The sequence below is a fragment of the Methylocella sp. CPCC 101449 genome (assembly GCF_031921685.1).
Taxonomy (GTDB): Bacteria; Pseudomonadota; Alphaproteobacteria; order Rhizobiales; family Beijerinckiaceae; genus Terripilifer.
Genome location: NZ_JAPDHU010000003.1, coordinates 807161 through 828562 on the forward strand (window position 1 = coordinate 807161; position 21402 = coordinate 828562).

The following is a 21402-nucleotide window of genomic DNA, read 5'->3' on the forward strand; positions in this document are numbered from 1 at the left end:
TTACTCGGCCGCTTCTTTCGCCGGCTCCCATGTTGGAAACGGATCGAAAGCGGCGAAATCATTTTTGGTGAGGCGTTCCGTTTCGGAAGCGCCAACGAGACAGGCATCGAGCGCCGCGCGTATCGCCGCCTCATCCATCTCCATGCCGATAAACACCAACTCCTGGCGCCGATCGCCCCAGATGGCGTGCCAATGGGGATTGCGATGCAAGGCTTCGACCTGTTCGTGCGACCACTCGCTTTTGTCGACCGCCGCCCACCAATAGCCAAGACCGCTCACCCGCGCGACAGCGCCCGCCAGCGAGAATTCTCCCACCCACCGCGTCCGCGTCGACAGCCAGAAATACCCTTTGGCGCGAATCAGACCCGGCCAGGTGCGATCGATGAAGGCTTTGAACTTTTGCGGATGAAACGGCCGCCGCGCCCGATAGACGAAACTGCCGATGCCATATTCCTCCGTCTCGGCCACATGTTTCTCGGGCTCGTAAAGCTCCTTGAACCACAGCGGATGGCGCTGCGCCTTTTCCTCATCGAAGAGGCCGGTATCGAGAAGGGCCGCAAGCGGCGCCTGGCCGAAATCGGTCTCCACTATACGCGCGTCGGCATTCAGTGCGCGCACGACATGACGCACCAGATGCAGCTTTTCCGGCAGCACATCGGACACTTTGTTGATGACGATCACGTCGGCGAATTCGATCTGCTCGACCAGAAGATCGACCAGGGTGCGGTCGTCACCGGCTCCCGCCGTTTCGCCGCGATCGCGCAGGAAATCATTGGAGCCATAGTCGCGTAGCAGATTGGCCGCATCGACCACGGTGACCATCGTATCGAGCCGGGCGATGTCGGACAGGCTGACGCCGGCCTCATCGCGAAAGGAAAAGGTGCTGGCGACAGGCAAAGGCTCAGCAATGCCGGTGCCTTCGATCAACAGGTAATCGAACCGCCTGCTCTCGCCGAGCTGACGCACTTCCGCCAGCAGATCATCGCGCAAGGTGCAGCAGATGCAGCCATTGGTCATCTCCACCAGTTTCTCATCGGTGCGCGAAAGATTGGCGCCGCCATCGCGCACCAGATCGGCATCGATGTTCACCTCGCTCATGTCGTTGACGATGACGGCGACCCTGCGCCCCTCGCGATTGTTCAATACGTGATTGAGCAGGGTCGTTTTCCCCGCCCCCAGAAAGCCCGACAGGACGGTGACCGGCAGCCGGGCATCGGCGACAGTTTTGAAAGCCATTGCTCTTTCCTGTAATGTTATACTATAACATTCTTAGCAGGCCGCGCGTGGCCTGACCAGTCCGGCGAGGTGAAATGTGCGAAAAGTCCGGGAACAGCAGCAGCAACAGCCGGTTGCACGGTTGGAATTGACTGGAGCCAACGGCCTCAAAACCATGCCGGCAAACGCCAACGACAATGCCAAGGGGCGCAGCCAAACCGGAAGACGCGCCTTCTGCGCCGTCCTCTGTCCTCTCTTCAGCGGACGTATTTCGAGGCCGCCATGTTCGCTCTAGGACTGCGCAAACAGCGCTCCGGAAATCTGGACCAGGCGCGGCGCGCGCTGAAAGCACGCGTCCGCCAAGTTCTCCATCTGGCCGACGACACAGCGGTGTCGATCAGCCATGCCCATTGCGCAGCGCCCGCCTGCACCGAGCCGCAGACGACCGTGCTGCTGTTCGTGCCGGATCGGCCGACCTTGTCCCTGCACATCGACAAGCCGCCCGAGCACATCGGCGATGCGGATATCCTGCAAGCCATGCTACGTGCGGCCTCTCAGCATGTTGGCTAATTTGCTGCGATTGGCGCGTCCGCTAAAGTGGCGTGCGATAGCGCTGAACGCAGAGAGGATCATGAAACGGAGTCTGGCCATCGGCCTGTGTCTTCTCGTCATCGGGCCGGCTTTTGCCTGGGACGAAGCGCAACGCAACACTTTGGCGCGATCCCTCGCCACTCTGCTCGCGTCCGAAGCCGCTTGCGAACTCTCCTATAGTCAGGATGCGATCCGACAGTTCATCGACAAGCAGGTTCCCGCCAACGACATGCAGTTTCCGACCGAGCTGACCAATTCCTTGTTCTTCCGCACCGAAGAACTCAAGGAAATGTCGACCTCGCAGAAAACCGCGCATTGCCACCAGATCGAGCGGATCGCACGCTCCTATAGCTTCATCAAATAGCCTGCGTCACACGCTCTGGCAGTTCGAAGGCCGAGGGCTCCGGCGCCACATTGCTGCGTTCGATCTCGACCAGCACCGTCTGCGCCGCCGACGACTGCCCGAGCCGCGACGTACCGCGATCATGGGTCAGCACATTCGCATTGCCATGTTTATCGAGACTGCCGCACGCGCCCGGTTTCTCCGGATCGTACCAGGCGCCTGTGGCGATCTGCGCGACACCCGGCCGCAAGGCTTCGCTGATCTCGACTGCTGCAATACAGGCGCCGCGATCGTTGTAGACGCGCACCAGATCGCCGGCGCGCAAGCCGCGCGCCGCAGCGTCAGCACCATTCATGCGCAGCGGTTCGCGCCCCTTGATCTTCGCGGCGCGGCTGATGGGGGCTGGATCGAGCTGGCTGTGCAGACGCACCGATGGCTGATTCGACAGCAGGTGAATGGGATAGCGCGCGCTATTGCCGCCCAGCCATTCCGATGGTTCGAGCCATGTCGGATGCGGCGGACAATCGTCGTAATTGAAGCCGGCGATGGTCTGCGAATAAAGCTCAATGCGTCCGGACGGCGTCGCCAGCCGATGGCTATCGGGATCGTCGCGGAAGGCATGTAACAAAGCCGCGGACTGCGCCGGCTCGGGGAATTCATAAACGCCCTCGGCCCAGAAATGATCGAAATCCGGCAGGTTGTAACCAAGGCCGCCGGCGCGCTCCGCCGCCTCGTCATACATGTGCCGCAACCAACCCATTTCGTCGCGGCCGAAATGATAGTCGTTGCCAAATCCCATCTCGTCGGCCAGTTCGGCGAAAATATCGAAATCGTTGCGCGCCTGCCCCACGGGCGCGATCGCCTGACGCATCGCCATGTAGAACCGGCTGCCCTCCGCCGCCTGAATATCGTTGCGCTCGAGAGTCGTCGTCGCCGGCAGAACGATATCGGCGAATTTCGCCGCCGGCCCCCACCACGGTTCGTGAACGATCACGGTTTCCGGTCGCCGCCAGGCTTCGACGAAACGATTGAGATTGGTGTTGTGGTGAAACGGATTGCCGCCGATCGAATAAACCAGCCGAATATCAGGCAGGACGATGGTGCGGCCGTTGTATTGCAGCTCTTCGCCCGGCCGCAGCAGCAGATCGGCGATACGCCCCACGGGAACGTGGGTCTTCACCGCATTGGGACCAAGACCCAGGGTCGGCCGTGGCAGATTGGCCGGCATCGGCAAGCCAAAGCCGCCGGTCGCCGCCAGTCCGAAGGAAAAACCACCGCCCGGCAAACCGATCTGGCCGAGCATCGAAGCCAGAGCAATGGTCGCCCAGACCGGCTGTTCGCCATGGTCGGCCCGCTGGATCGACCAGCTCGTCGCCACCAAGGTGCGCGTCGCCGCCATCTTGCGCGCCAGGGCGCGGATGGTCTCGGCCTCGATCTCGGTAATCCGAGCCGCCCAGGCCGCATCCTTCGGCTGGCCGTCGCTGCGGCCCAACAGATAATCCTCGAACCGCTGATAGCCCTCGCAATAACGATCGAGGAAAGCCCGGTCATGCAGGTTCTCGCTCGCCAGCGTGTGCGCCAGTGCGAGCATGAGTGCCGCGTCGGTGTTCGGCCGGATCGGCAGCCACTGCGTCGTCAGATGTGAACCTACGTCATCCCGCGACGGGCTGATATTGATGATCTCCATCCCGGCCTGGCGCGCCCGCTCGAACCAATCCGGCAGATCATGACGTGGATGGCCGCCCGGATGGATCTGCGCATTCTTCAGATGCGCGCCACCGAACAGAACCAGAAGCCGTGTGTGCTCCACCATCACCGGCCACGGCGTCTGCAAATTGGGAATGTCGCCCCGGCCGATGACATAGGGCGCGATATGTGCGGCGGCGCCGAAACTATGATTGCCCAGTTTGTCGACATAACCACCGTGCAGGCCGAGAAAACGTTTCAATACGCTCGGCGCATGATGCAGCCGCCCGGCGCTGGCCCAGCCATAGGAGCCACCGTAGATGGCTTCGTTACCATGTTCGGCTTTGACCCGCTGTAGCTCTTCCTTGATGAGGCCCATCGCCTGTGGCCAGCTCACCGCGACGAAGCGGTCGCCGCCACGGCCCGCGCGGGCAGCGCCCCGGTGGCGCAGGAAACCTTCGCGCACATAAGGCTGATCGATGCGCAGTTTGTCGCGCACGATATCCGGCAAGCCTTGAATGAGCGGCGAAGGATGCGCATCGCGTGCATGCGGCAAGGTTGCGACGAGATCGCCTTTGTCGTCGGCCATCACGTCGTAAATGCCCCAATGCGAAGCTGTCTGGATCGCACGCATTCGATTGGCCTTCCTCACCCAAATGCCCCAACAGGAGAGGTATCACACCGGAAAAGTCTTGCGATGTCGATATGATTTGACGCGGGCCAGCCATGCTCGACTGAATTTGGCAGCACCGAACGTTGCAGACACACAGGAACGGCGAACCATCCGTCTTCACGACAAGACCGGGGAACCGCGCAAGGAGCACATACGTCGTCATGGAACCGTCTGCGGCGCTGTAATTGTGTTCATTTGAGATCTGCATATCTTGCTCGCACAGAATCTCGGAATTCGGAGAACCTCATGGCAGGCGGCCATTCGCACGGCACACTTCCCGTGACCGCGGCAGGACAGCATAAGAACAAATTGCGTTGGGCCCTAGCACTCACCACGGGCTTCATGGCCGTGGAAGTGATCGGCGCTTTGTGGACGGGTAGCCTGGCCCTGCTCGCCGATGCCGCCCATATGCTGACCGATGCCGGTGGCCTGGCCCTCGCGCTTATCGCCATCCGCTTCGCCGAAAAACCGGCGACGCCGCAACGCACCTATGGCTATGTGCGCGCCGAAGTGCTGTCCGCCATGGCCAATGCGGTCGTCCTGCTCGTCCTGTCGATCTATATTCTCTACGAGGCCTATCAGCGCTTTCTCAACCCACCTGATATTCTCGGCGGCCCGATGCTGGTGGTTGCCGTCGCCGGCCTTGTGGTCAATCTCGTCAGCATGCGCTTGCTCTCAAGCGCCTCGTCTGAGAGCCTCAATGTCAAGGGCGCTTATTTCGAAGTGCTGAGCGACATGCTGGGCTCGCTGGGCGTCATTGTCGCCGCCTTGTTCGTGATGTTGACCGGTTGGAAACTGGCCGACCCGATCATCGGCGCCGGCATCGGCCTCTTCATCGTGCCCCGCACCTGGATCCTGCTGAAACAGGCCGTTCACATTCTGCTCGAAGGCACGCCGCCCGAAGTCGACATGGCTTTGCTGGAAAAGACTTTATTGGACATCAAAGGCGTTCGCGCCGTGCATGATCTGCATGTATGGACACTGACGTCAGGCCTCGATGCCATGACCTGCCATCTGGTCGTCGACGACATGACCGAGGCCCGCCAGATTCTCGTCGCCGCGAACGAGGCCATGGATGAAAAATTCGGCCTCACCCATACGACGATCCAGATCGAGGATCAGGCCTTGCGCAATGCTGAACATCCCAATCGGTTCTAAGTCGTCGCTCGTCCGCAGGACGAACAGAACTTCTCGCCCGCCGTCAACGGCACGCCACACTCGGCGCAGACCGAATTCGCCTGACCGAGCGCATTGCCGCAGGCGCCACAAAAGCGCGCGTCCGGCTTGTTATCGGCCCAGCATCGCGGGCACACCAGAACCCGCGTCGGTTGTTGACGTGTTTCCGCCGGCGGCGACCGGTCATCGGCATAATCGCCACGGTGGCGACCATGGCCGCCCCCATGCCGTCCGAAACGACCGGCGAAGCGATCGAAAAAATGCGAACCCATGCTCAACCTCACTCTTCATGGGCGACGGCTGCATACTCCGTCTCCCTTGGGAAGGCGACCGGACATTCCCCGAAGCGAAATGTCCGATCCCCAATCGCGATCGCCGAAGGAGTTGCGATCAGCGCTCTTCAGCCGGATGCGGCTTCGCGATTAGCGAAACCGCGTGCTCGGCCCCGGCCCGAAGCCATCAGGGCCAACGCTGCTGATATAGGCATCGCTCGTCTGGCGCTTGGCATCGTCCAGGCGCTGCAAGGCGCGGTCGCGCGGCGAGATCGTGCTGAAGCCGCTCATGGCAGGCTGACGGACAATGTCGCCAGCGTAGAACGCTTCATAGCCGTGGTTCGTCGAATCCATCGTATGGTCGCTCGGCCGATGGCCATTGACCGTTTGTGCCATCGCGGCGCCCGAAAGCGTGGCAAAGGCCACACCGAATATTGCGGCGGTAAAGGGCTTCAAAATATTCATGGTCATCATCCTCTCTGGTTAGTAGGAAACTTCGCGCTTCCCTTGAGGATGAAGATGGAGTGCCTGCGTATCCGCCGTTTTGCCGCTCAATTACAAATTGTATCGCCCGTCTTCGTTGAGCGGCGCTCAAAAAAAATTGGGGCGCCCCGCATGCGGAGCGCCCGATGTTTCTACGTAACTCAATATATCGTGATTAGCGATTGTAGCGACCGATGTACTGACGGTCGTGGCTGGAGTTCGCATAAGATTGCGGACCAACGAGATCGCGGTGCGCGGCCAGACCGGAGTCGCTATTGAGCTCCTTCAGGTCGTTGGCGCGTTGCTGGGCACGGTCATAAGCCGACGGACCATAAGAAGTATCCGCCCGATAGGACTGGGCCATAGCCGAACCGCCAGCAAGCGCCATAACGGCAACACCAAACAGAGCGGCAGCAACAGATTTTGACTTGGTCATGATATTCATCCTTCTTCAGCGAAGCTTTTCGCCTTCGCAGAGAAGAAATGGCGCCTCTACATTTCCGTTGCTTTGCCCAACCATTACAAATTATGTCGCCGGCTATTTCGATTCAAAAAAGAAGAGGCCGCCCCGTCAGCGGGACGACCTCTTGCAAGCCATAACTACAAGCGACAAAAAATTGGGGCGCCCCTTCATCGGGGCGCCCATATTCAAATCGCGATCAGTCGCGAGATTAGTCGCGGTTGTACTGACCGATGTACTGATTGTCGCGGCCATAGGTCGCAACCGAACGCGAGTTCAGAAGGTCGCGGTGCGCGGCGAGGCCCGAATCGCTGTTCAGTTCCTTGACGTCATTGGCGCGCTGCTGAGCGCGGTCATAGGACGAGGAATAAGCTTCGGTGCGATAGGTCTGCGCCATCGCCGACGTACCAGCAACGGCCGCAACAGCAACACCGAACAGAGCGGCGGCAAGAGTCTTAGATTTAGTCATGACAGTCATCCTTCTTTTGTGAAGCATTTCGCCTTCACGAGGATGATGTGGGATCGTCGTGTATCAACGACATTGCCGCTCTGTTACAAATTATTTCACCAGCGCCGTGGTCATGGGCATCGAGCACAGCGGCATCGACACGACGACTTCAAGACCGCCTGTCGGTCGGTTCGTTAAAGTTACCAAACCACCATGACCTTCGATCACTTTGCGCGCAATCGTGAGGCCGAGACCCGTACCGCCCGTTGTCCGACTTCTCGAACTTTCAACGCGATAGAACGGTTCGAAGACGCGTTCTAAATCCTGCTCGGGAATGCCAGGCCCTTCGTCACGCACGGTTACCTGCATGTGACCGCTCGTTGTCGTCAGATCGACTTTGACCTTCTCGCCATACTTGCAGGCATTGGCGATCACATTTGTGAGAGCACGCTTGATGATGTTGGGGCTGCCGCTCATCAGAATGCCCGGCGGCGCATTCAACGCCACGTCATGGCCGATATCGGCCTGCTCATCGCAGATCGTGTGCAGCATCGCGCCGATGTCGATGGCCCGCCGCGGCATCTTGGCCGCGCCGACCCGCAGATATTCCAGGGTCGACTGGATCATCTCGTTCATTTCGGCAAGATCGGCTTCTGTCGCCGTGCGCAGCGTATCGTCCTCGGTCAATTCATTGCGCAGTTGAATACGCGTGATCGGCGTCCGTAAATCATGCGACAGCGCCGCCAGAGCCGCCGTGCGCTCTCGGACCAGCAGTTGGATACGCTCCAACATACTGTTCATGGCACGCGATGCAGTACGTAGTTCTACTGGACCGAACTCCGGCACCTTCTGCGCCTCGGCATCGATATTGAACTTAGCCGCTGCATCGGCGAACAGCCGCAAGGGCCGTGTCACCCAGCGCAACGACAAAACCGCAATGAGAATGATCGCCACGCACATGTAGAGCGGCACCAAAAGCGCGCTCCAGGAAATGTAAGGCGCCGTGCCCGGCACATAAGAGAGGAACCAGAGCCAGGATCCGTCATCGAGCCGGGCCGAAATCTGCAGATTATAAGAAGAATCGCCGAGGTTGCTGACTTGATTCGACACAGCGCTGCCGTCACCCTGGCGATGATCGCTGTGTGGCACGTAGCCGACGATCAGCGCCGAGCTGTTTCGCGGCAGCAGTTTTCTCAGCCGCTCCGACAACGACCGGCACATCGCATCGGGTTCAGGATTGTCGATGCTCGGCGCCACATGCGCCCAATGCACTTCCAGAGTGAGCGTCGACAAAGCATGGGCGGCACGATCCCGCTCGGCCGGGGTCGGCAATTCGTTGACGGCTTTGGTGATGGAGGAAATGCGCTCCGCCAGCTCGCGCTCACGCGCCGCGCCGATAATGGCATCGATCCCCATGCGATAGGTCATATAGCCGACCGCATTGACCACGAGCAGCGCCAACAGCAGCACGGTCACTGCGCGCGCGACGACCGTATCGGGCGTGAGGAAGCGGATCAGCCGTGTCATGGCCCGTGCGCACCAGGCGCGAACATATAGCCGACACCGCGCACCGTCTTGATCAGCGGCCGTTCCGCCGATTCCTGCGCCAGTTTCTTGCGCAAGCGGCTGACCTGCACATCGATCACCCGGTCCGTCGTGTCAGCCGATCGCGCCTTGGCGAATTCCAGCAAAGCATCGCGGGTGAGAATGCGGTTGGGATGTTCGATGAAAGCGTTGAGAAGATCGAATTCGCCGGTCGACAAGTCGACCAGCGTACCGGACGGCGACACCAGTTCGCGCCGGCGCAAGTCCAGCATCCAGCCGTCGAAACGCACCACGTCGTCGCGCTCGATCGAACCCGGCTTGTCATCGCCGCGGATACGCCGCAGCACGGCACGGATGCGCGCCAGCAGTTCACGCGGGCTGAACGGCTTGGTGACATAATCGTCGGCGCCGACCTCGAGCCCGACGATGCGATCGTCTTCATCGCCGCGTGCCGTCAGCATGATGACCGGCAAGGACAGGGTCGCGCGGATTTCGCGGCACAGATCAAGGCCGCTGCGGCCGGGCAGCATCACGTCGAGGATCAGCAGATCGACCTGAGTGGCCTGCAGCAATTCCATGGCGCCTTTCGCATCCCCCGCCGCCGAGACCTGAAAGCCATGGCGGCGAAGATATTGGGTGACGAGCAGCCTGATCTGCGGATCGTCATCGACCACGCCAATGTGGCCATGATCGTTCACGAAATTTTTTGTGGCTTCAACTTGCATCTGTTCAACCCGAGACACGTCGATAGGCCCGATTCCATCCGGCCAGGAGAGGCGGCCCGGAGAGAATCAGAACAAGACGACGAGATAACCAGCACCCAGCGACAGAACCTGTCACTTTCGCTTGATATGGGGATGGTGGCGCGTATCGGCGATATTGCGCCTCTGTAACAAATTATTTCAGCGCCTTCGAACCGGACTGGAAGAACAACCGCATCGATCATGAGTTCCTGATTTTATGGCGATTTCTCTGATAGGAGGCGCCCTTGGAGCAAACGCCGCCCGGCCTTCTCGACATGTCCGGCGCGCGGCCCGGCTTTGAACGTCTCGCGCTTGTCCGCCCTAAAACACGATGTTGTACTCCCGGCACACAGGGGGAGGCAGACGATGATCCATGCGCACGCGAGCAGACGCGACATTTTAGGGATGACCGCCGGACTCGCCGGCACCGCGATATGGACCCGCGCCCTCGCCGATCCACGCGATGCCGATCTCATTCTTGTCAATGCCACCGTGCATACGGTCGATCCGAAACAGCCCGCGGCCGAAGCCTTCGCCATTCGTGACGGCCGCTTCATCGCCGTCGGCACCAGTTCCGATATCCGCGCCTTTGCCGGCAAGGCCACTCGGATCGTCGATGCCAAGGGGCTGACTGTCGTTCCCGGTTTCATCGATTGCCACGTCCATCCCGTGGGCGAGGTCCTGCTTTATCAAGTGCTCGTGGGCAATCCTTACGATGTCGAATTTGTGACGATCGACAGTATCATCGGCAAGTTGCGCGAACGCGCCGCCCAAACGCCGCCCGGCACCTGGGTCGAAGGCTTCTTTTTCGACGACACCAAAGTGAAAGACGGCCAGCCACTGACCGTGCGCGATCTCGACAAAGCGTCCACCGAACATCCGATCATGGTGCGCCATCGCGGCGGCCACACTTACTATGTCAACGGCAAGGCGTTCGAACTGGCTGGCGTCACCAAGGATACACCCAATCCTTTCGGCGGCACATTCGATCGCAACAGCGATGGCACGTTGTCTGGACGGGTGACCGATCGTGCCGGCGCCGTTTTCACCAAGGTCGGCCAACGCCCCACCTATACGGACGAGCAACGCGCCCAGCGCAGCCGCGATGGCCTCGCCCATATCTCCAAACAGTTCGTGCGCTATGGCCTCACTAGCGTCCATCACGAAGGGGGCGATCTGTCCGCCTTGCAACAGATCCGTGCCCGTGGCGATCTCCAGCATCGCGTGAGCTATGAAGCGCAGGGGCCGTTGGTCGATCGGCTGATCGCCGATGGTTTTCGCTCCGGCTTCGGCGACGAATGGCTGCGCATCGGCGCGACCTTCGAACATACGATCGACGGTTCCTTTTCGGAGCGGACGATGGCGCTCGACACGCCCTATCCGGGCAGCAATCCGCCGTATAAAGGCAACCTCGTCACCACTCAGGAGGACCTGAATGCCTGGGTGGAGAAGGTTCATCGCGCCGGCATCCAGGTCAACTGCCATGCCAACGGCGACATCGCCATCGACATGATGCTGACGGCCATGGAACGGGCGCTGAAACTTCATCCCAACGCCAACGCGCGGCCGAAGATCACCCATTGCACCTTGATCAACGACGATCTGATCCGCCGCATGAAAGCGATGGACGCGGTGCCGGCAGTCTTCTCCACCTACCCCTACTACAATTCGGACAAATTCGTTTTCTACGGCGAGGCCATGCTGCAGCGGAGCATGGCGCTGCGCACCATGATCGACGCGGGCCTGCGCCCGGCCGCCGGCTCGGATTTCTCGCCCGGCCCGTTCTCGCCGCTCCTGGCATTGCAAGCCATGGTCACGCGCACCGGCTGGGACCGCAAAACCTGGGGCGCCAATCAGCGCATTTCCATGGACGAAGCCCTCACGGTGACAACCTTGAACGGCGCGTACAATTCCCACGAGGAAGCGATCAAAGGTTCGATCACGCCAGGCAAACTCGCCGACTATGTCGTGCTGGCGGAAGACGTGAAGACGATCGCGCCGGACAAAATCAAGGACATCAAGATCGTGCGCACCGTCACCGGCGGCGTCACACGCTATGAGGCCTGATCCTCGGTAAACGCCCCTTTCGCCTTCGCCTGCTTCAGGCGATAGGCCGAAGGTGTCATGCCGACAGCATTCTTGAATGCGCGCAAAAAATATTTTTCGTCGTTATAGCCAACCCGATAGGCGATCTGGCCGATGCTGTCGCCCGTCAAAACCAATCGTTCGCAAGCGTCTTCCATGCGCATGTCGCGGATCAGCAGATTGAACGTGCTCCCCGTATATTGACGGATCAAAGCGCAGAAGCGGCTGCGCGAAAGCCCAACCGCCTTGGCGGCCTCCTCGAGCCCCGGCCCGCGCAGATAATTGTCCTCGATGAAAGCCGAGATGCGCCGCATATGGCCACTGTCGCGACCGACGGCTGGAAGCCGTGTCGATAGCCTCGCGAATTCCGCCTCATGATCCCGGCAAACGGTCGCCAGCAGCAGCGACAATTCGGCCCGCATCATCTCCTGCGCGAACAGCCCGCCCTTGTCGTTCTCCCGGTTCATCGAGGTGATGAGGCTTTCGATCCGATCGGCCTGCTTCCGCCGCGCATTAAAGTCGACATAGTTCTGCCAGGCGAAGGGCGTGAGTTCAGGCAACAGGCGCACCAGTTCCGAAATCGGGTAGGAGCGCGACAAACCCGGATGCAGAAAATCCAGATCGAAATAGAGAACGATGCAGCGCGTGCCCTGATCGAACCGGATCTGATGCGACACCATGGGCGCGACGAAATAGATCGATCCGGCTTTCGGTCTGTGCGAGGCGAGCCCGATACGCAAGGTTGGCGCCGCCGACATGAAATAGAGCACCTGGAAATAGTCGTGCTTATGCGCCGGATAAAGCCGCTGCGTGCGTTCGACGATGCGGATGCTGAAGCGCGGCGCGCCATGGCGTTCGGGCGCATAGGAGCGGAACGGCGCCTCCACCCGGACACGCCGTTGCGCCGATCGCTGCGTCTGCTTGCGTCCCGCCATGCCGCCTCCCCGCGTGGCTTTCGGGGCATTATAGATCATTTCCCGACGGCAACAGCCAGCTAGCTTTCGGGACCGGCGTATTTGCCGGCGGTCGCCGGGAACATGGCTTTGATGATCTTCATGCGGCTGACATCGACGGTGCCGTCCATATGCAGGAAGATCGCCGCATCACGGAACAGTTTCTCGACACCGAATTCCAGCATGGCGCCATTGCCGCCATGCAGCTCGATGGCATGAGTCGCCACTTTCATCATTTCCTCGGACACATAGACTTTCGCCATATTGCACAGCACGTCCGCATCCGGATGGTTCTCGTCCACCGCTTTCGAAGCCCGCTCGATCAGAGCACGCGACGCTTCGATCCTTGTCGCCATGTCGGCCAGCCGCAGCGCCACCGCCTGATGCTTGATCAGAATGCGCCCGCCCTGTACATAATTCTGCACATAGTCGGCCGTGCGCTCGAAACAGGCGACGCCGACGCCGATATTCTTGGCCGCCTGGATGATCTTGCCGGCGCGGAAATATTGTCCGGCGCTTTGCAGGCCTTTGCTTTCGACGAGCAGATGATCAGCCGGCACGCGGCAATCCTCGAACACCAGCTCGCCATTGTTCATGAAACGGCAGCCGATGGTCTCGTTGCATTTGGTGACCGTCAAACCCGGCGTGTCGCGCGGCACCAGGAAGCTCGACGTGCCTTGCAGCATGCCCACCCCGGAATTGGTATTGGCATAGACCACATAGAGGCTCGCATCATAGCCATTGGAGATGAATTGCTTGCGGCCGTTGATCACCCAATGATCACCGTCGCGCACCGCCTTGGTGTGCATGGCCGCTTCGGGCACGTTATAGGGCAGCCAACGGTCAGAGGCACCGCGTGGCTCCGTGAGACAATGGGCGAGGAGAAATTGCGGATTCTCCACCAGTTGCGGAAACCATTTCTCCTGCAAATGTTTCGGCGCGAATTCTCGGAGAACGATGGAGACCTTCCAGTTCTGCACCAGTTTATCGGCGAGGCCTGAATCACCCCGCGCGATCTCTTCGGCGATCAAGGCGAAGGTGCGCACTTCCGTTGCCGGATCGAGCTCCACCCCGCCGAATACCTCCGGCACGCCAAGGGTGCGGATGCCGATCGTATCGGCGCCTTCCAGAATGGAGCGCGGCAGCCGATCGCCGGGCGTCATGTCCCATTCGCGCTGCCAGTTCGAACGGATGAACGGGGTGACGACGTCGTCGACGAAAGCGCGGCAACTGTCGCGCATCAGGCGCTGTTCTTCCGACAGCGAACCGTCATCGGCATGGATCATTCTGGCCTCCCTCAATCGGATGCCAGAAGAATAAGCAGACGGATTGCCCGGCGCTCGGATCAGCCGTCCGCTTCTGGTGGACAATCGTCCAACAGACGCGGACGGCGAAGGGCTCTTTTAGGCTTTAAAGCTTGATATCCGCCTGCACGGTGACTTTGTGGGCTGATCCCAAAAAGTCCTGCAAGGCTTGCAAGGCGGCGACGCCGCAGGCCGTATCCTGTTCGCCATTGCCGCCACTGAGACCGATGCCGCCGATCACCTCACCGTCAACGACGATCGGGAAGCCCCCGACGAAAACCGCGAATTTGCCCTCAAAGCTGAGCTGGATGCCGAAAGCTTCGTTGCCCGGCAGGGCCGGCCCGTTCGGCGCCTGATTGAACAAATGGGTGGAGCGCTTATGGCCGGCGGCGGTGAAGGCCTTGTTCCAGGCAATCTGCGGGCCGGTGACGCGCGCCCGGCTCATACGCTCGATGACAAGCGGAAAACCGCCATCATCAGCAATGCAGACGGTCTCGAACACCTTCAACTCTTCCGCCTTGCGCAGAGCGGCTTCCGCCATGCGCTTGGCTTCCGGAAGTTCGAGCTTCATCGTTTGTCTCATCACAGGTTTCCTCACTAAGCGGCGATCACGTGCCGCGGTAAACGGTTTTGATCTGGGTATAGAATTCAAGGCCGACGCGGCCGGATTCGCGGAACGTCGACGTGCTCGAACGTTTCAAACCGCCGAAAGGCGCATTGATCAGATTGCCCGTCGTGGTGCGGTTGATCTTGACCGTGCCCGCTTCGATATCGCGGGCGAAAGCGTGCATCAGGCGCGGATTGCGCGTGGCGATCGCGGCCGAGAGCCCATATTCGGTATCGTTCGCCTTGGCGATGGCGTCCTCATAGGAGGACACTTCGATCAAAGCGATCACCGGACCGAAGATTTCCTCGCGGGCGATGCGCATGTCCTGCGTCACATCGGTGAAGATGGCAGGCGAAACATAGAAACCGCGATCGAAATCCGGTCCCTTCAGGCGCTCGCCGCCACACAGCAAAGTCGCCTCGCTTTTGCCGATCTCGATATAGCGCAACACCGTTTCAAGCTGCCGCGCCGTCGCCAGCGGACCGATGTCGACGCCTGAAGTCATGCCGCTGCCGATCTTCAGCGCCTTCACACGGGCCAGAAGCTTTTCGATGAAGGCCGTTTTCACCGCGCTCATCACCAGGACGCGGCTGGTGCCGGTGCAGGCCTGGCCGGACAATGACAGACCACCCTTGATCGTCAGATCCACCGCCTGATCCAGATCTGCATCGTCCATGACGATCAAAGGATTCTTGCCGCCCAGCTCCATCTGCGTACGGGTGGTGAAGCCGACGGAACGATGAATATGCTCGCCCGCCGCCGTCGAGCCGGTGAAAGAAATCGCCCGCACCACGGTTGGCACTGTGATGGCCGTGCCGACGTCACCAGCCCGACCGCTGATAAAATTAAGCACTCCCTTGGGGATGCCGGCAGTGATGAAAGCTTCGGCCAGACGATAGCCGGACAGCGGCGCATCGGACGACGGTTTGAACACCACCGTATTGCCGGTAATCAAGGCCGGCGCGATCTTGCGTGCTGGAATCGAAACTGGAAAATTCCACGGCGTGATGACCGAGACGACGCCCACGGGCTCGCGCTCGGAATAAACCGTCATATTGGCATCGTCTTGCGGAAACGTCTCGCCAGTGAACGACTGACCCTCGACCGCATAGAAGCGCAACGTCTGCGCCGAGCGTAGAAATTCATCCTTGGCCAGCGCCAGCGGCTTGCCCATTTCGCGCGTCATCTCGGCGGCGAAGCGCGCCGCATTGGCTTCAAGATGATCGGCGGCAAGATTGAGCATTTTCGCCCGCACCGAGACGGGCGTTTTGCGCCAGGCGGCAAAAGCCACCTGGGCTGCGCGCACGGCCGCCTCCGCATCGCCAGCGCTGGACGCCGGAAAGCGGCCGACGATGTCGTCGACGTCGGCAGGATTGATGTTATCAAGCCATTCGCCGGTGGATGCGGCCACCCATTCGCCATCGATATGGTTCTTGAACGCCTCGATGGGTTCGGCGACGGCAGCACGAAGCGATGCATTCTGGCTCATCTCTAACTCCAGAAGATGACGGCACATAAGGTGGAAACGAAGAGGCCGGTGAGCACCGGCACGAGAAGCAGGCGCACCGCTTCGAGCACCGGCACGCGGGCGAAGCCCGCCACCGCGATCAGCGACGACCAAGCGACCAGCGTGCCGCCGCCCGTCCAGATCGCCCCCATCTGCCCCACCGCACAGAGCGTCGCGACATTGAGACCCACCGCCGGACCAAGCGCGCCAGAGAGCGAGCCGGTAAGCGGCAGACCGGAGAAGCCGGAACCGTCGATACCGGTGATCATGCCCATGATCAGAACACCGAAGGCGACCAGATAGTGATTCTGCGGCAGGAACGTCTGCGCCGCCGCGATCAGTTCAAACAGCAAGGAGGGCGCCTGCGCCGCCGGAACGTTGAGAACGCCTGACGCCAGCTCACCACCCGCCCCGGCGAAGAAGAAACCGGCGATCGGCAGCACCGATCCCATGGCCTTGAAAGCGAAAACGAAGCCTTCGGTGATGTGATCGGCGCAAACGTCGAGCATTTTGCGCGGACCATCCGCCGCGAGCGTCGCCAGGATCATCAGCACGGCACCCATGCCGCCGACCAGCGCCGCCGCATCGCCACCCTTCAGCTCCGGCAGACCCGTACCGAGTTTCGGCAGGATCATGACCGCGATGACGACGGCGAAACCTAGTGGTGTGAGAATGGCGAACAGCTTCGACCAGAACTCGCGACCGCCACGCACCAGCGGCAGATGCTGACGCAGAACTTTGTCGATGCGCGAGGGATGCTCGTAGCTGGTGCCGCGCGCCAGTTCAGCCTTGTCGAAACTGCCCGTGGTTTCAACCTGCGCATCCACCGTAGCCGACTGTCCGAGCCATTTTTCCAACAGCGCTTCGCTTCCTGGCTGGATCTGCTTACGGATCAAAAGATAACCAAGCAGCAGCGCGACACCCCCGGTGATCAGCGACAATGCCAATGCCTTATCGGCCACCGCCGCCGCACTGACGGCCGCGCCCGCCGCCTTGGCGCTGATCGCTGGCGCCACGCCGATCACATAGTCGGAAGACAGAGCCATGCCCTGCCCGGCGATGGCGATGGCCACGGCACCGGCAAGCGGCGACAAGCCCGCAGCGATCGCCGCCGGCAACAACACAGCGGAGACCAGCGGCACCGCCGGCGTCGGCCAGAAGAATAACGAGATCACATAAGTGACCGCCGCCAGAATGAAGAAGGCGGAATGGCCGTTGGTCATGACGACGCGAAACGGCTGCACCATGCGCACGTCGGAACGCAATGTCTTGAGCGAATTGAGCAAGGCGGTGATCAGAGCGATCACCAGGAAGATGTTGAACAGCTCCTTTGCCGCCACGAAGCTCGCATTGAAAATGCTGCTCAGCGCGGTGATTGGACTGCCGGTCCACGCCCAGGTCACCGCCAAAGTCGCGATGATAGAAGGCACGACCACATTGGCGCGCAGGATCATTGTCACCACGACCGCCAACACACCGACGAGATAGACCCAGTGTGCCGCGGTGAGCGTTACGCTCTGTCCCATGACTTTCCCCTTCCGTATCGGCCGATTGAACTCGGCGAGCCCCTATTTTGTATACTTTATACAATCTAGAAATTGTCAACTCCCTAGAATTGGAACGCATAAAATATCGTCATTTGCTCGTTTTCCGCTCAAAACGGGCGAAAATAGCGGCATTTTGCGAGTCTGGATTGACAGAGGCCATTTTGTATATAGTATACAATCTTGAGCGCCCAAAAACGGCAATCCTGTCCGGCGCGATGGTCACCTGTGGCAAAGGGAGCGCGATATGCCTGAATTGATGAACCATGTGGATTTCCGAGCCGCCCTTGAAGAAGCCATCAAAGGCAAGAGCGCCAATAAAGCGCCATTCAGCATCGCATGGGCCAGCGGCAAGCTCAGCCGCCCGCATCTCGCGCGCTGGGCTGAAAATCACTACCACTACGTCGGCCCCTTCGCCGACTATCTCGCCTATATCTACGCCCGCATGCCCGAGCGCTACACCGAGGCCAAGGACTTCCTGCTCGCCAATATGTATGAGGAAGAGATCGGCGGCGATCGCCACACCGATCTTTTGATCCGCTTCGCCGAATCCTGCGGCACCACCCGCGAACGCGTCGTCGATCCCGACAATATGTCGCCGACCACCCGCGGCCTGCAGAGCTGGTGCTATTCCGTGGCCATGCGCGAGGACCCCATCGTCGCCGTGGCGGGTCTCGTCGTCGGCCTGGAATCGCAGGTGCCGTCGATCTATCGCAAGCAGACGCCGACCCTGCGCGACAAATACAAGTTCACCGACGAGGAAGTGGAATTCTTCGACCTACACATCGTGTCGGACGAAATCCACGGCGAGCGCGGCTATCAGATCGTGCTCGAACACGCTAACACGGTGGAACTGCAACAGCGCTGCCTGAAGATCTGCGAGATCGGCGCGCAGATGCGCCTGCTCTATACCACCGCCCTCTATTGGGACTATGTCGCCAAGGACATCCCGATCGAGGAACTGGAAGCGATCGAACGTAAAGCCGCCTGATCGTGCCGCACGTCATCCTCCATCGCGGTGACAAGACCTTTGAAGGCGAGGTGAGTGAAAACACCAACCTCGTCGTCAAGGCCGGCATCCGGCAATTCCCCTTCCCCAACCTGCGTTATGGCTGTGGGATGGGGAAATGCGCGCGCTGCGCCTGCCGCGTGGTCAAGGGCGCCGAACACCTGCCGGAGCCCAATTGGAAAGAGAAAAAGCAATTGGGCGACGAGCGGCTGAACGAAGGTTTCCGCCTCGTCTGTCAGCTCTGGCTGTTCAACGACATCGAGCTTGATCAACCGACGATGCCGCTGCTGCCGCTCGCGCGCACGCCCGTCGATGCGCTGGGACGCGCGATCACCGAGGACAAAACCAACGGCACCTCGCCGGCCACGGAATAGCCCGTTGCCTGCAATGGAGGGGACCCATGTACGTCATTTTGACCAGCAAGCCCGGACAGTTCAGAACCGAAATCGGCCAGGGGCTGCGCCCGTTGGAAGCCTATGACTATTTCTATTACGGGCAGAAGAAAGCGCATTTCGTCATTGCCGAATTGACGAACGACAGCGCCCGCATCCGCGTCATCGAAGACGGCAGCGAGATCGTCAACAACGTGCCCTCGAAATTCCTGGAAAAGTTCGAAACCACCGAGCGCGCCTATAAGGAGCTCGAACATCTCACCACTTTCGGCCAGATGGACACGATGCTGCGCAAGACCGCTGTCGCGCCGGCCGATCTTTGAGCATCCAATGATTCAAGTCACCTTCATCACCAACGACAACAAAACGGTCAGCGCGCCGGAGAACAGCAATCTGCTGCGCGTCTCCTTGCGCGAACAAGGCGGCATTCCGTTCAAATGCGGCGGCGGCATCTGCGGCACCTGTCGCTGCCGCATCGAAAGCGGCCTCGATCACACCGACGCCGTCAAACCGAAGGAACGCAAACATCTGAGCGAGGACGATCTGCAGCAAGGCTATCGCATGGCCTGCCAGACGTTTCTGAACGGCGACGTCAGCGTCTCCTGGATACCGCTCGCCGATCGCCGTCCCGCTTCACGACCGGCCGCGACGGAGCCTTGATCCCATGCGCATCGCCATTGCCGGCCTCGGCGCCGTCGGCAAGACCGTGGCCCGCAAGCTTGCCGACGGCCTGCCTGGCCTCACGCTCGCCGCAATAGCCGTCCGCGATCACGACAAAGCACTGGCCTGGCTGAAGCAGGAAGGCATCACCTGTCCGCTCGCGAGCCTCGATGAATTGCCTGCCGTTTCCGATGTGGTGGTCGAATGCGCACCGCCCGCGCTTCTCGACCAGATCGTCACACCCATGCTGCGCGCCGGCAAACAGGTGATGGTGCTCAGCGCCAGTGCCCTGTTGCCCCGCGCTGATCTCGTCGATCTGGCCCGCGCTACCGGCGGGCGGATCATCGTGCCCACCGGCGCGCTGGTCGGCTTCGATGCCGTATCCGCTGCAGCCCAAGGCAGTATCGAGACTGTCGAAATCGTTACGCGTAAGCCGCCGAAAGGCCTGGCCGGCGCGCCTTATCTGGTCGAAAACGCCATCCGCATCGATGGCATCACGGCGCCCTTATGCGTTTTCAAAGGCAATGCGCGCCAGGCGGCCGTGGCTTTCCCGGCCAATGTCAATGTGATCGCCGCCTTGTCGCTCGCCGGCATCGGACCGGAGCGGACCCAGGTCGAGGTTTGGGCCGATCCCACCCTGACGCGCAATTGTCATCAAATCCGGGTGGTGGCCGATTCCGCCAGCTTCTCCATGACCATGGAAAACATCCCCAGCGAGAACCCGGCGACCGGTCGCATCACGGCCCTTTCGGTGATCGCCGCCCTGCGTCGCCTGACCTCTCCTTTGGTGATCGGAACCTGATTTCTGCCTGTGCAACAGGCAAAACGATGCGAATAGCCAAGCGAATGCCCAGGCAAATACCGATGCGAATACCTATGCAAAACGCCCTCGATCCATTGCAAGATTGAGACGGATCGCCACATCTGATTCGCTTGGCTTTCCGCGGTGGGGCGGCTAGGCCTAATCGACGGGTTTGGGTTTCAGCAGGTTAACGGTCATGGCTTCGGGCATCGGATCTTTCAAACGCCGCGTCGGCGAGGAACATTCGTCGCTGCACGGGCAAGTCGTCTCGGAACTGCGCGAGGCCATCCTCACCGGACGGCTGAAGCCCGGCGAACGGCTCGTCGAAGGCCGCCTGGCCGATGAACTCGGCGTCTCAAGAAATCCTGTCCGCGAAGCCATCCGCGCGCTCGCCACCGAAGGCCTCGTCGAGGTCACCGCGCGGCGCGGCGCCTCCGTCGCCTCCATTTCCGATCGCGAAGCCCGCGAGATGATCGAAGTGCGTGCCTTGCTCGAAGGCCAGAACGCGCGTCTCGCCGCCCGCCGGCAGGACAAGGAAACCATCAAGCGGATCGAAGTCATTTTGAACAAAGGCAACAAGGCCGTTGCGGCCGGACAATATGACCAGCTCTTCGATCTCAACCAGCAGTTCCACACCGAACTGGCCAATGCCGGGCAGAACCGCGTGCTCGGCGACATGCTGCAAAATCTGCGCGACCGCACCGCCACCTTGTTCTCGCCGCGCGATCCGGCCCGTCAGGCCCGCTCGTGGAACGAACATGCCGGCATTCTGCGCGCCATTGTCGCTGGCGATGAACGCGCCGCGGCCGAACTCGCCGCCGAACATGTGATCCGCGCCGGCACCGATTTCCTGATGGGGCTCGACGGCATCGGCGATCTCCTTGCGACGACGAGTTCCTGAAGC

Annotated in this window: 23 protein-coding genes; 10 read left to right on the forward strand and 13 right to left on the reverse strand. The window is 60.6% G+C overall.

Translation table 11 applies throughout. The features are described from left to right. Window positions 1–1236, reverse strand: coding sequence for a GTP-binding protein (locus OIM99_RS24000; RefSeq protein WP_311853008.1), 1236 nt, complete (start codon window positions 1234–1236; stop codon window positions 1–3). Between the two features lie 261 nt (window positions 1237–1497). Here OIM99_RS24000 and OIM99_RS24005 point away from each other — a divergent pair, with 261 nt between their 5' ends. Together OIM99_RS24005 and OIM99_RS24010 are read left to right on the forward strand one after the other, a co-directional pair. Beyond that, a complete protein-coding gene (locus OIM99_RS24005; protein WP_311853009.1) occupies window positions 1498–1785 on the forward strand; it encodes a hypothetical protein in 288 nt (95 codons plus the stop codon). Between the two features lie 61 nt (window positions 1786–1846). Beyond that, window positions 1847–2170, forward strand: coding sequence for a signal recognition particle (locus OIM99_RS24010; RefSeq protein ID WP_311853010.1), 324 nt, complete (start codon window positions 1847–1849; stop codon window positions 2168–2170). Here OIM99_RS24010 and OIM99_RS24015 read toward each other — a convergent pair. Next, a complete protein-coding gene (locus OIM99_RS24015; RefSeq protein WP_311853012.1) occupies window positions 2163–4469 on the reverse strand; it encodes a molybdopterin-dependent oxidoreductase in 2307 nt (768 codons plus the stop codon). The two genes, OIM99_RS24010 and OIM99_RS24015, sit on opposite strands and share 8 nt — an antisense overlap. A 285-nt stretch (window positions 4470–4754) precedes the next feature. Between OIM99_RS24015 and OIM99_RS24020 the strand changes: the two genes are divergently transcribed. After that, a complete protein-coding gene (locus tag OIM99_RS24020; protein ID WP_311853013.1) occupies window positions 4755–5666 on the forward strand; it encodes a cation diffusion facilitator family transporter in 912 nt (303 codons plus the stop codon). On the opposite strand, the gene OIM99_RS24025 is transcribed toward OIM99_RS24020, so the two are convergent. From OIM99_RS24025 to OIM99_RS24050, 6 genes are all read right to left on the reverse strand, one after another. Further along, window positions 5663–5956: a zinc-ribbon domain-containing protein gene (locus OIM99_RS24025; RefSeq protein ID WP_311853014.1), complete on the reverse strand. Its 294-nt coding sequence runs from the start codon at window positions 5954–5956 to the stop codon at window positions 5663–5665. The two genes, OIM99_RS24020 and OIM99_RS24025, sit on opposite strands and share 4 nt — an antisense overlap. A 150-nt stretch (window positions 5957–6106) precedes the next feature. Beyond that, the gene (locus OIM99_RS24030) at window positions 6107–6421 is read right to left on the reverse strand and encodes a hypothetical protein (protein ID WP_311853016.1); all 315 of its coding nucleotides are present in this window, start codon (window positions 6419–6421) and stop codon (window positions 6107–6109) included. Between the two features lie 193 nt (window positions 6422–6614). Further along, window positions 6615–6875, reverse strand: a complete 261-nt coding sequence (locus OIM99_RS24035) for a hypothetical protein (protein WP_311853018.1) — start codon at window positions 6873–6875, stop codon at window positions 6615–6617. A 235-nt stretch (window positions 6876–7110) separates the two neighbouring features. Then, the gene (locus OIM99_RS24040) at window positions 7111–7368 is read right to left on the reverse strand and encodes a hypothetical protein (RefSeq protein ID WP_311853019.1); all 258 of its coding nucleotides are present in this window, start codon (window positions 7366–7368) and stop codon (window positions 7111–7113) included. Between the two features lie 90 nt (window positions 7369–7458). After that, window positions 7459–8874 carry an ATP-binding protein gene (locus OIM99_RS24045; protein WP_311853020.1) on the reverse strand — a complete coding sequence of 472 codons (1416 nt, stop codon included), beginning with the start codon at window positions 8872–8874 and terminating at the stop codon, window positions 7459–7461. Then, a complete protein-coding gene (locus OIM99_RS24050; RefSeq protein WP_311853021.1) occupies window positions 8871–9617 on the reverse strand; it encodes a response regulator transcription factor in 747 nt (248 codons plus the stop codon). Before OIM99_RS24050 ends, OIM99_RS24045 begins: the two co-directional genes overlap by 4 nt. A gap of 384 nt (window positions 9618–10001) precedes the next feature. Between OIM99_RS24050 and OIM99_RS24055 the strand changes: the two genes are divergently transcribed. Further along, window positions 10002–11702, forward strand: a complete 1701-nt coding sequence (locus OIM99_RS24055; RefSeq protein ID WP_311853022.1) for an amidohydrolase — start codon at window positions 10002–10004, stop codon at window positions 11700–11702. Here the strand turns inward: OIM99_RS24055 and OIM99_RS24060 are convergent. The 5 genes from OIM99_RS24060 to OIM99_RS24080 form a co-directional block, all read right to left on the reverse strand. Further along, window positions 11690–12655 carry an AraC family transcriptional regulator gene (locus OIM99_RS24060; RefSeq protein WP_311853024.1) on the reverse strand — a complete coding sequence of 322 codons (966 nt, stop codon included), beginning with the start codon at window positions 12653–12655 and terminating at the stop codon, window positions 11690–11692. The two genes, OIM99_RS24055 and OIM99_RS24060, sit on opposite strands and share 13 nt — an antisense overlap. Before the next feature lie 59 nt (window positions 12656–12714). Then, the gene (locus OIM99_RS24065) at window positions 12715–13959 is read right to left on the reverse strand and encodes an acyl-CoA dehydrogenase family protein (protein ID WP_311853026.1); all 1245 of its coding nucleotides are present in this window, start codon (window positions 13957–13959) and stop codon (window positions 12715–12717) included. A 124-nt stretch (window positions 13960–14083) separates the two neighbouring features. Continuing rightward, window positions 14084–14548: a heme-binding protein gene (locus OIM99_RS24070; RefSeq protein WP_311853027.1), complete on the reverse strand. Its 465-nt coding sequence runs from the start codon at window positions 14546–14548 to the stop codon at window positions 14084–14086. A 37-nt stretch (window positions 14549–14585) separates the two neighbouring features. After that, on the reverse strand, window positions 14586–16073 hold the full coding sequence (locus OIM99_RS24075; protein WP_311853028.1) for an aldehyde dehydrogenase family protein: 1488 nt from the start codon (window positions 16071–16073) through the stop codon (window positions 14586–14588). Window positions 16074–16075: 2 nt separating this feature from the next. Next, entirely contained in the window at window positions 16076–17617 is a 1542-nt protein-coding gene (locus tag OIM99_RS24080; RefSeq protein ID WP_311853029.1) for a hypothetical protein, read from the reverse strand. A 265-nt stretch (window positions 17618–17882) separates the two neighbouring features. Between OIM99_RS24080 and OIM99_RS24085 the strand changes: the two genes are divergently transcribed. The 6 genes from OIM99_RS24085 to OIM99_RS24110 all read left to right on the forward strand — a co-directional run bounded on the left by OIM99_RS24085 (window position 17883) and on the right by OIM99_RS24110 (window position 21399). Continuing rightward, window positions 17883–18626 (forward strand): iron-containing redox enzyme family protein, encoded by a 744-nt coding sequence (locus OIM99_RS24085; RefSeq protein ID WP_311853030.1) that lies wholly within the window; start codon window positions 17883–17885, stop codon window positions 18624–18626. Window positions 18627–18676: 50 nt separating this feature from the next. Next, a complete protein-coding gene (locus OIM99_RS24090; RefSeq protein WP_311853032.1) occupies window positions 18677–19018 on the forward strand; it encodes a 2Fe-2S iron-sulfur cluster-binding protein in 342 nt (113 codons plus the stop codon). A gap of 26 nt (window positions 19019–19044) precedes the next feature. Next, window positions 19045–19359, forward strand: coding sequence for a ferredoxin (locus OIM99_RS24095; protein WP_311853033.1), 315 nt, complete (start codon window positions 19045–19047; stop codon window positions 19357–19359). A gap of 7 nt (window positions 19360–19366) precedes the next feature. Then, complete coding sequence (locus OIM99_RS24100) at window positions 19367–19696, forward strand: 2Fe-2S iron-sulfur cluster binding domain-containing protein (RefSeq protein WP_311853035.1); 330 nt, start codon at window positions 19367–19369, stop codon at window positions 19694–19696. 4 nt (window positions 19697–19700) lie between these two features. Continuing rightward, window positions 19701–20498, forward strand: coding sequence for an aspartate dehydrogenase (locus tag OIM99_RS24105; protein WP_311853036.1), 798 nt, complete (start codon window positions 19701–19703; stop codon window positions 20496–20498). Between the two features lie 196 nt (window positions 20499–20694). After that, window positions 20695–21399: a GntR family transcriptional regulator gene (locus OIM99_RS24110; protein WP_311853038.1), complete on the forward strand. Its 705-nt coding sequence runs from the start codon at window positions 20695–20697 to the stop codon at window positions 21397–21399. Window positions 21400–21402 lie beyond the last annotated feature (3 nt).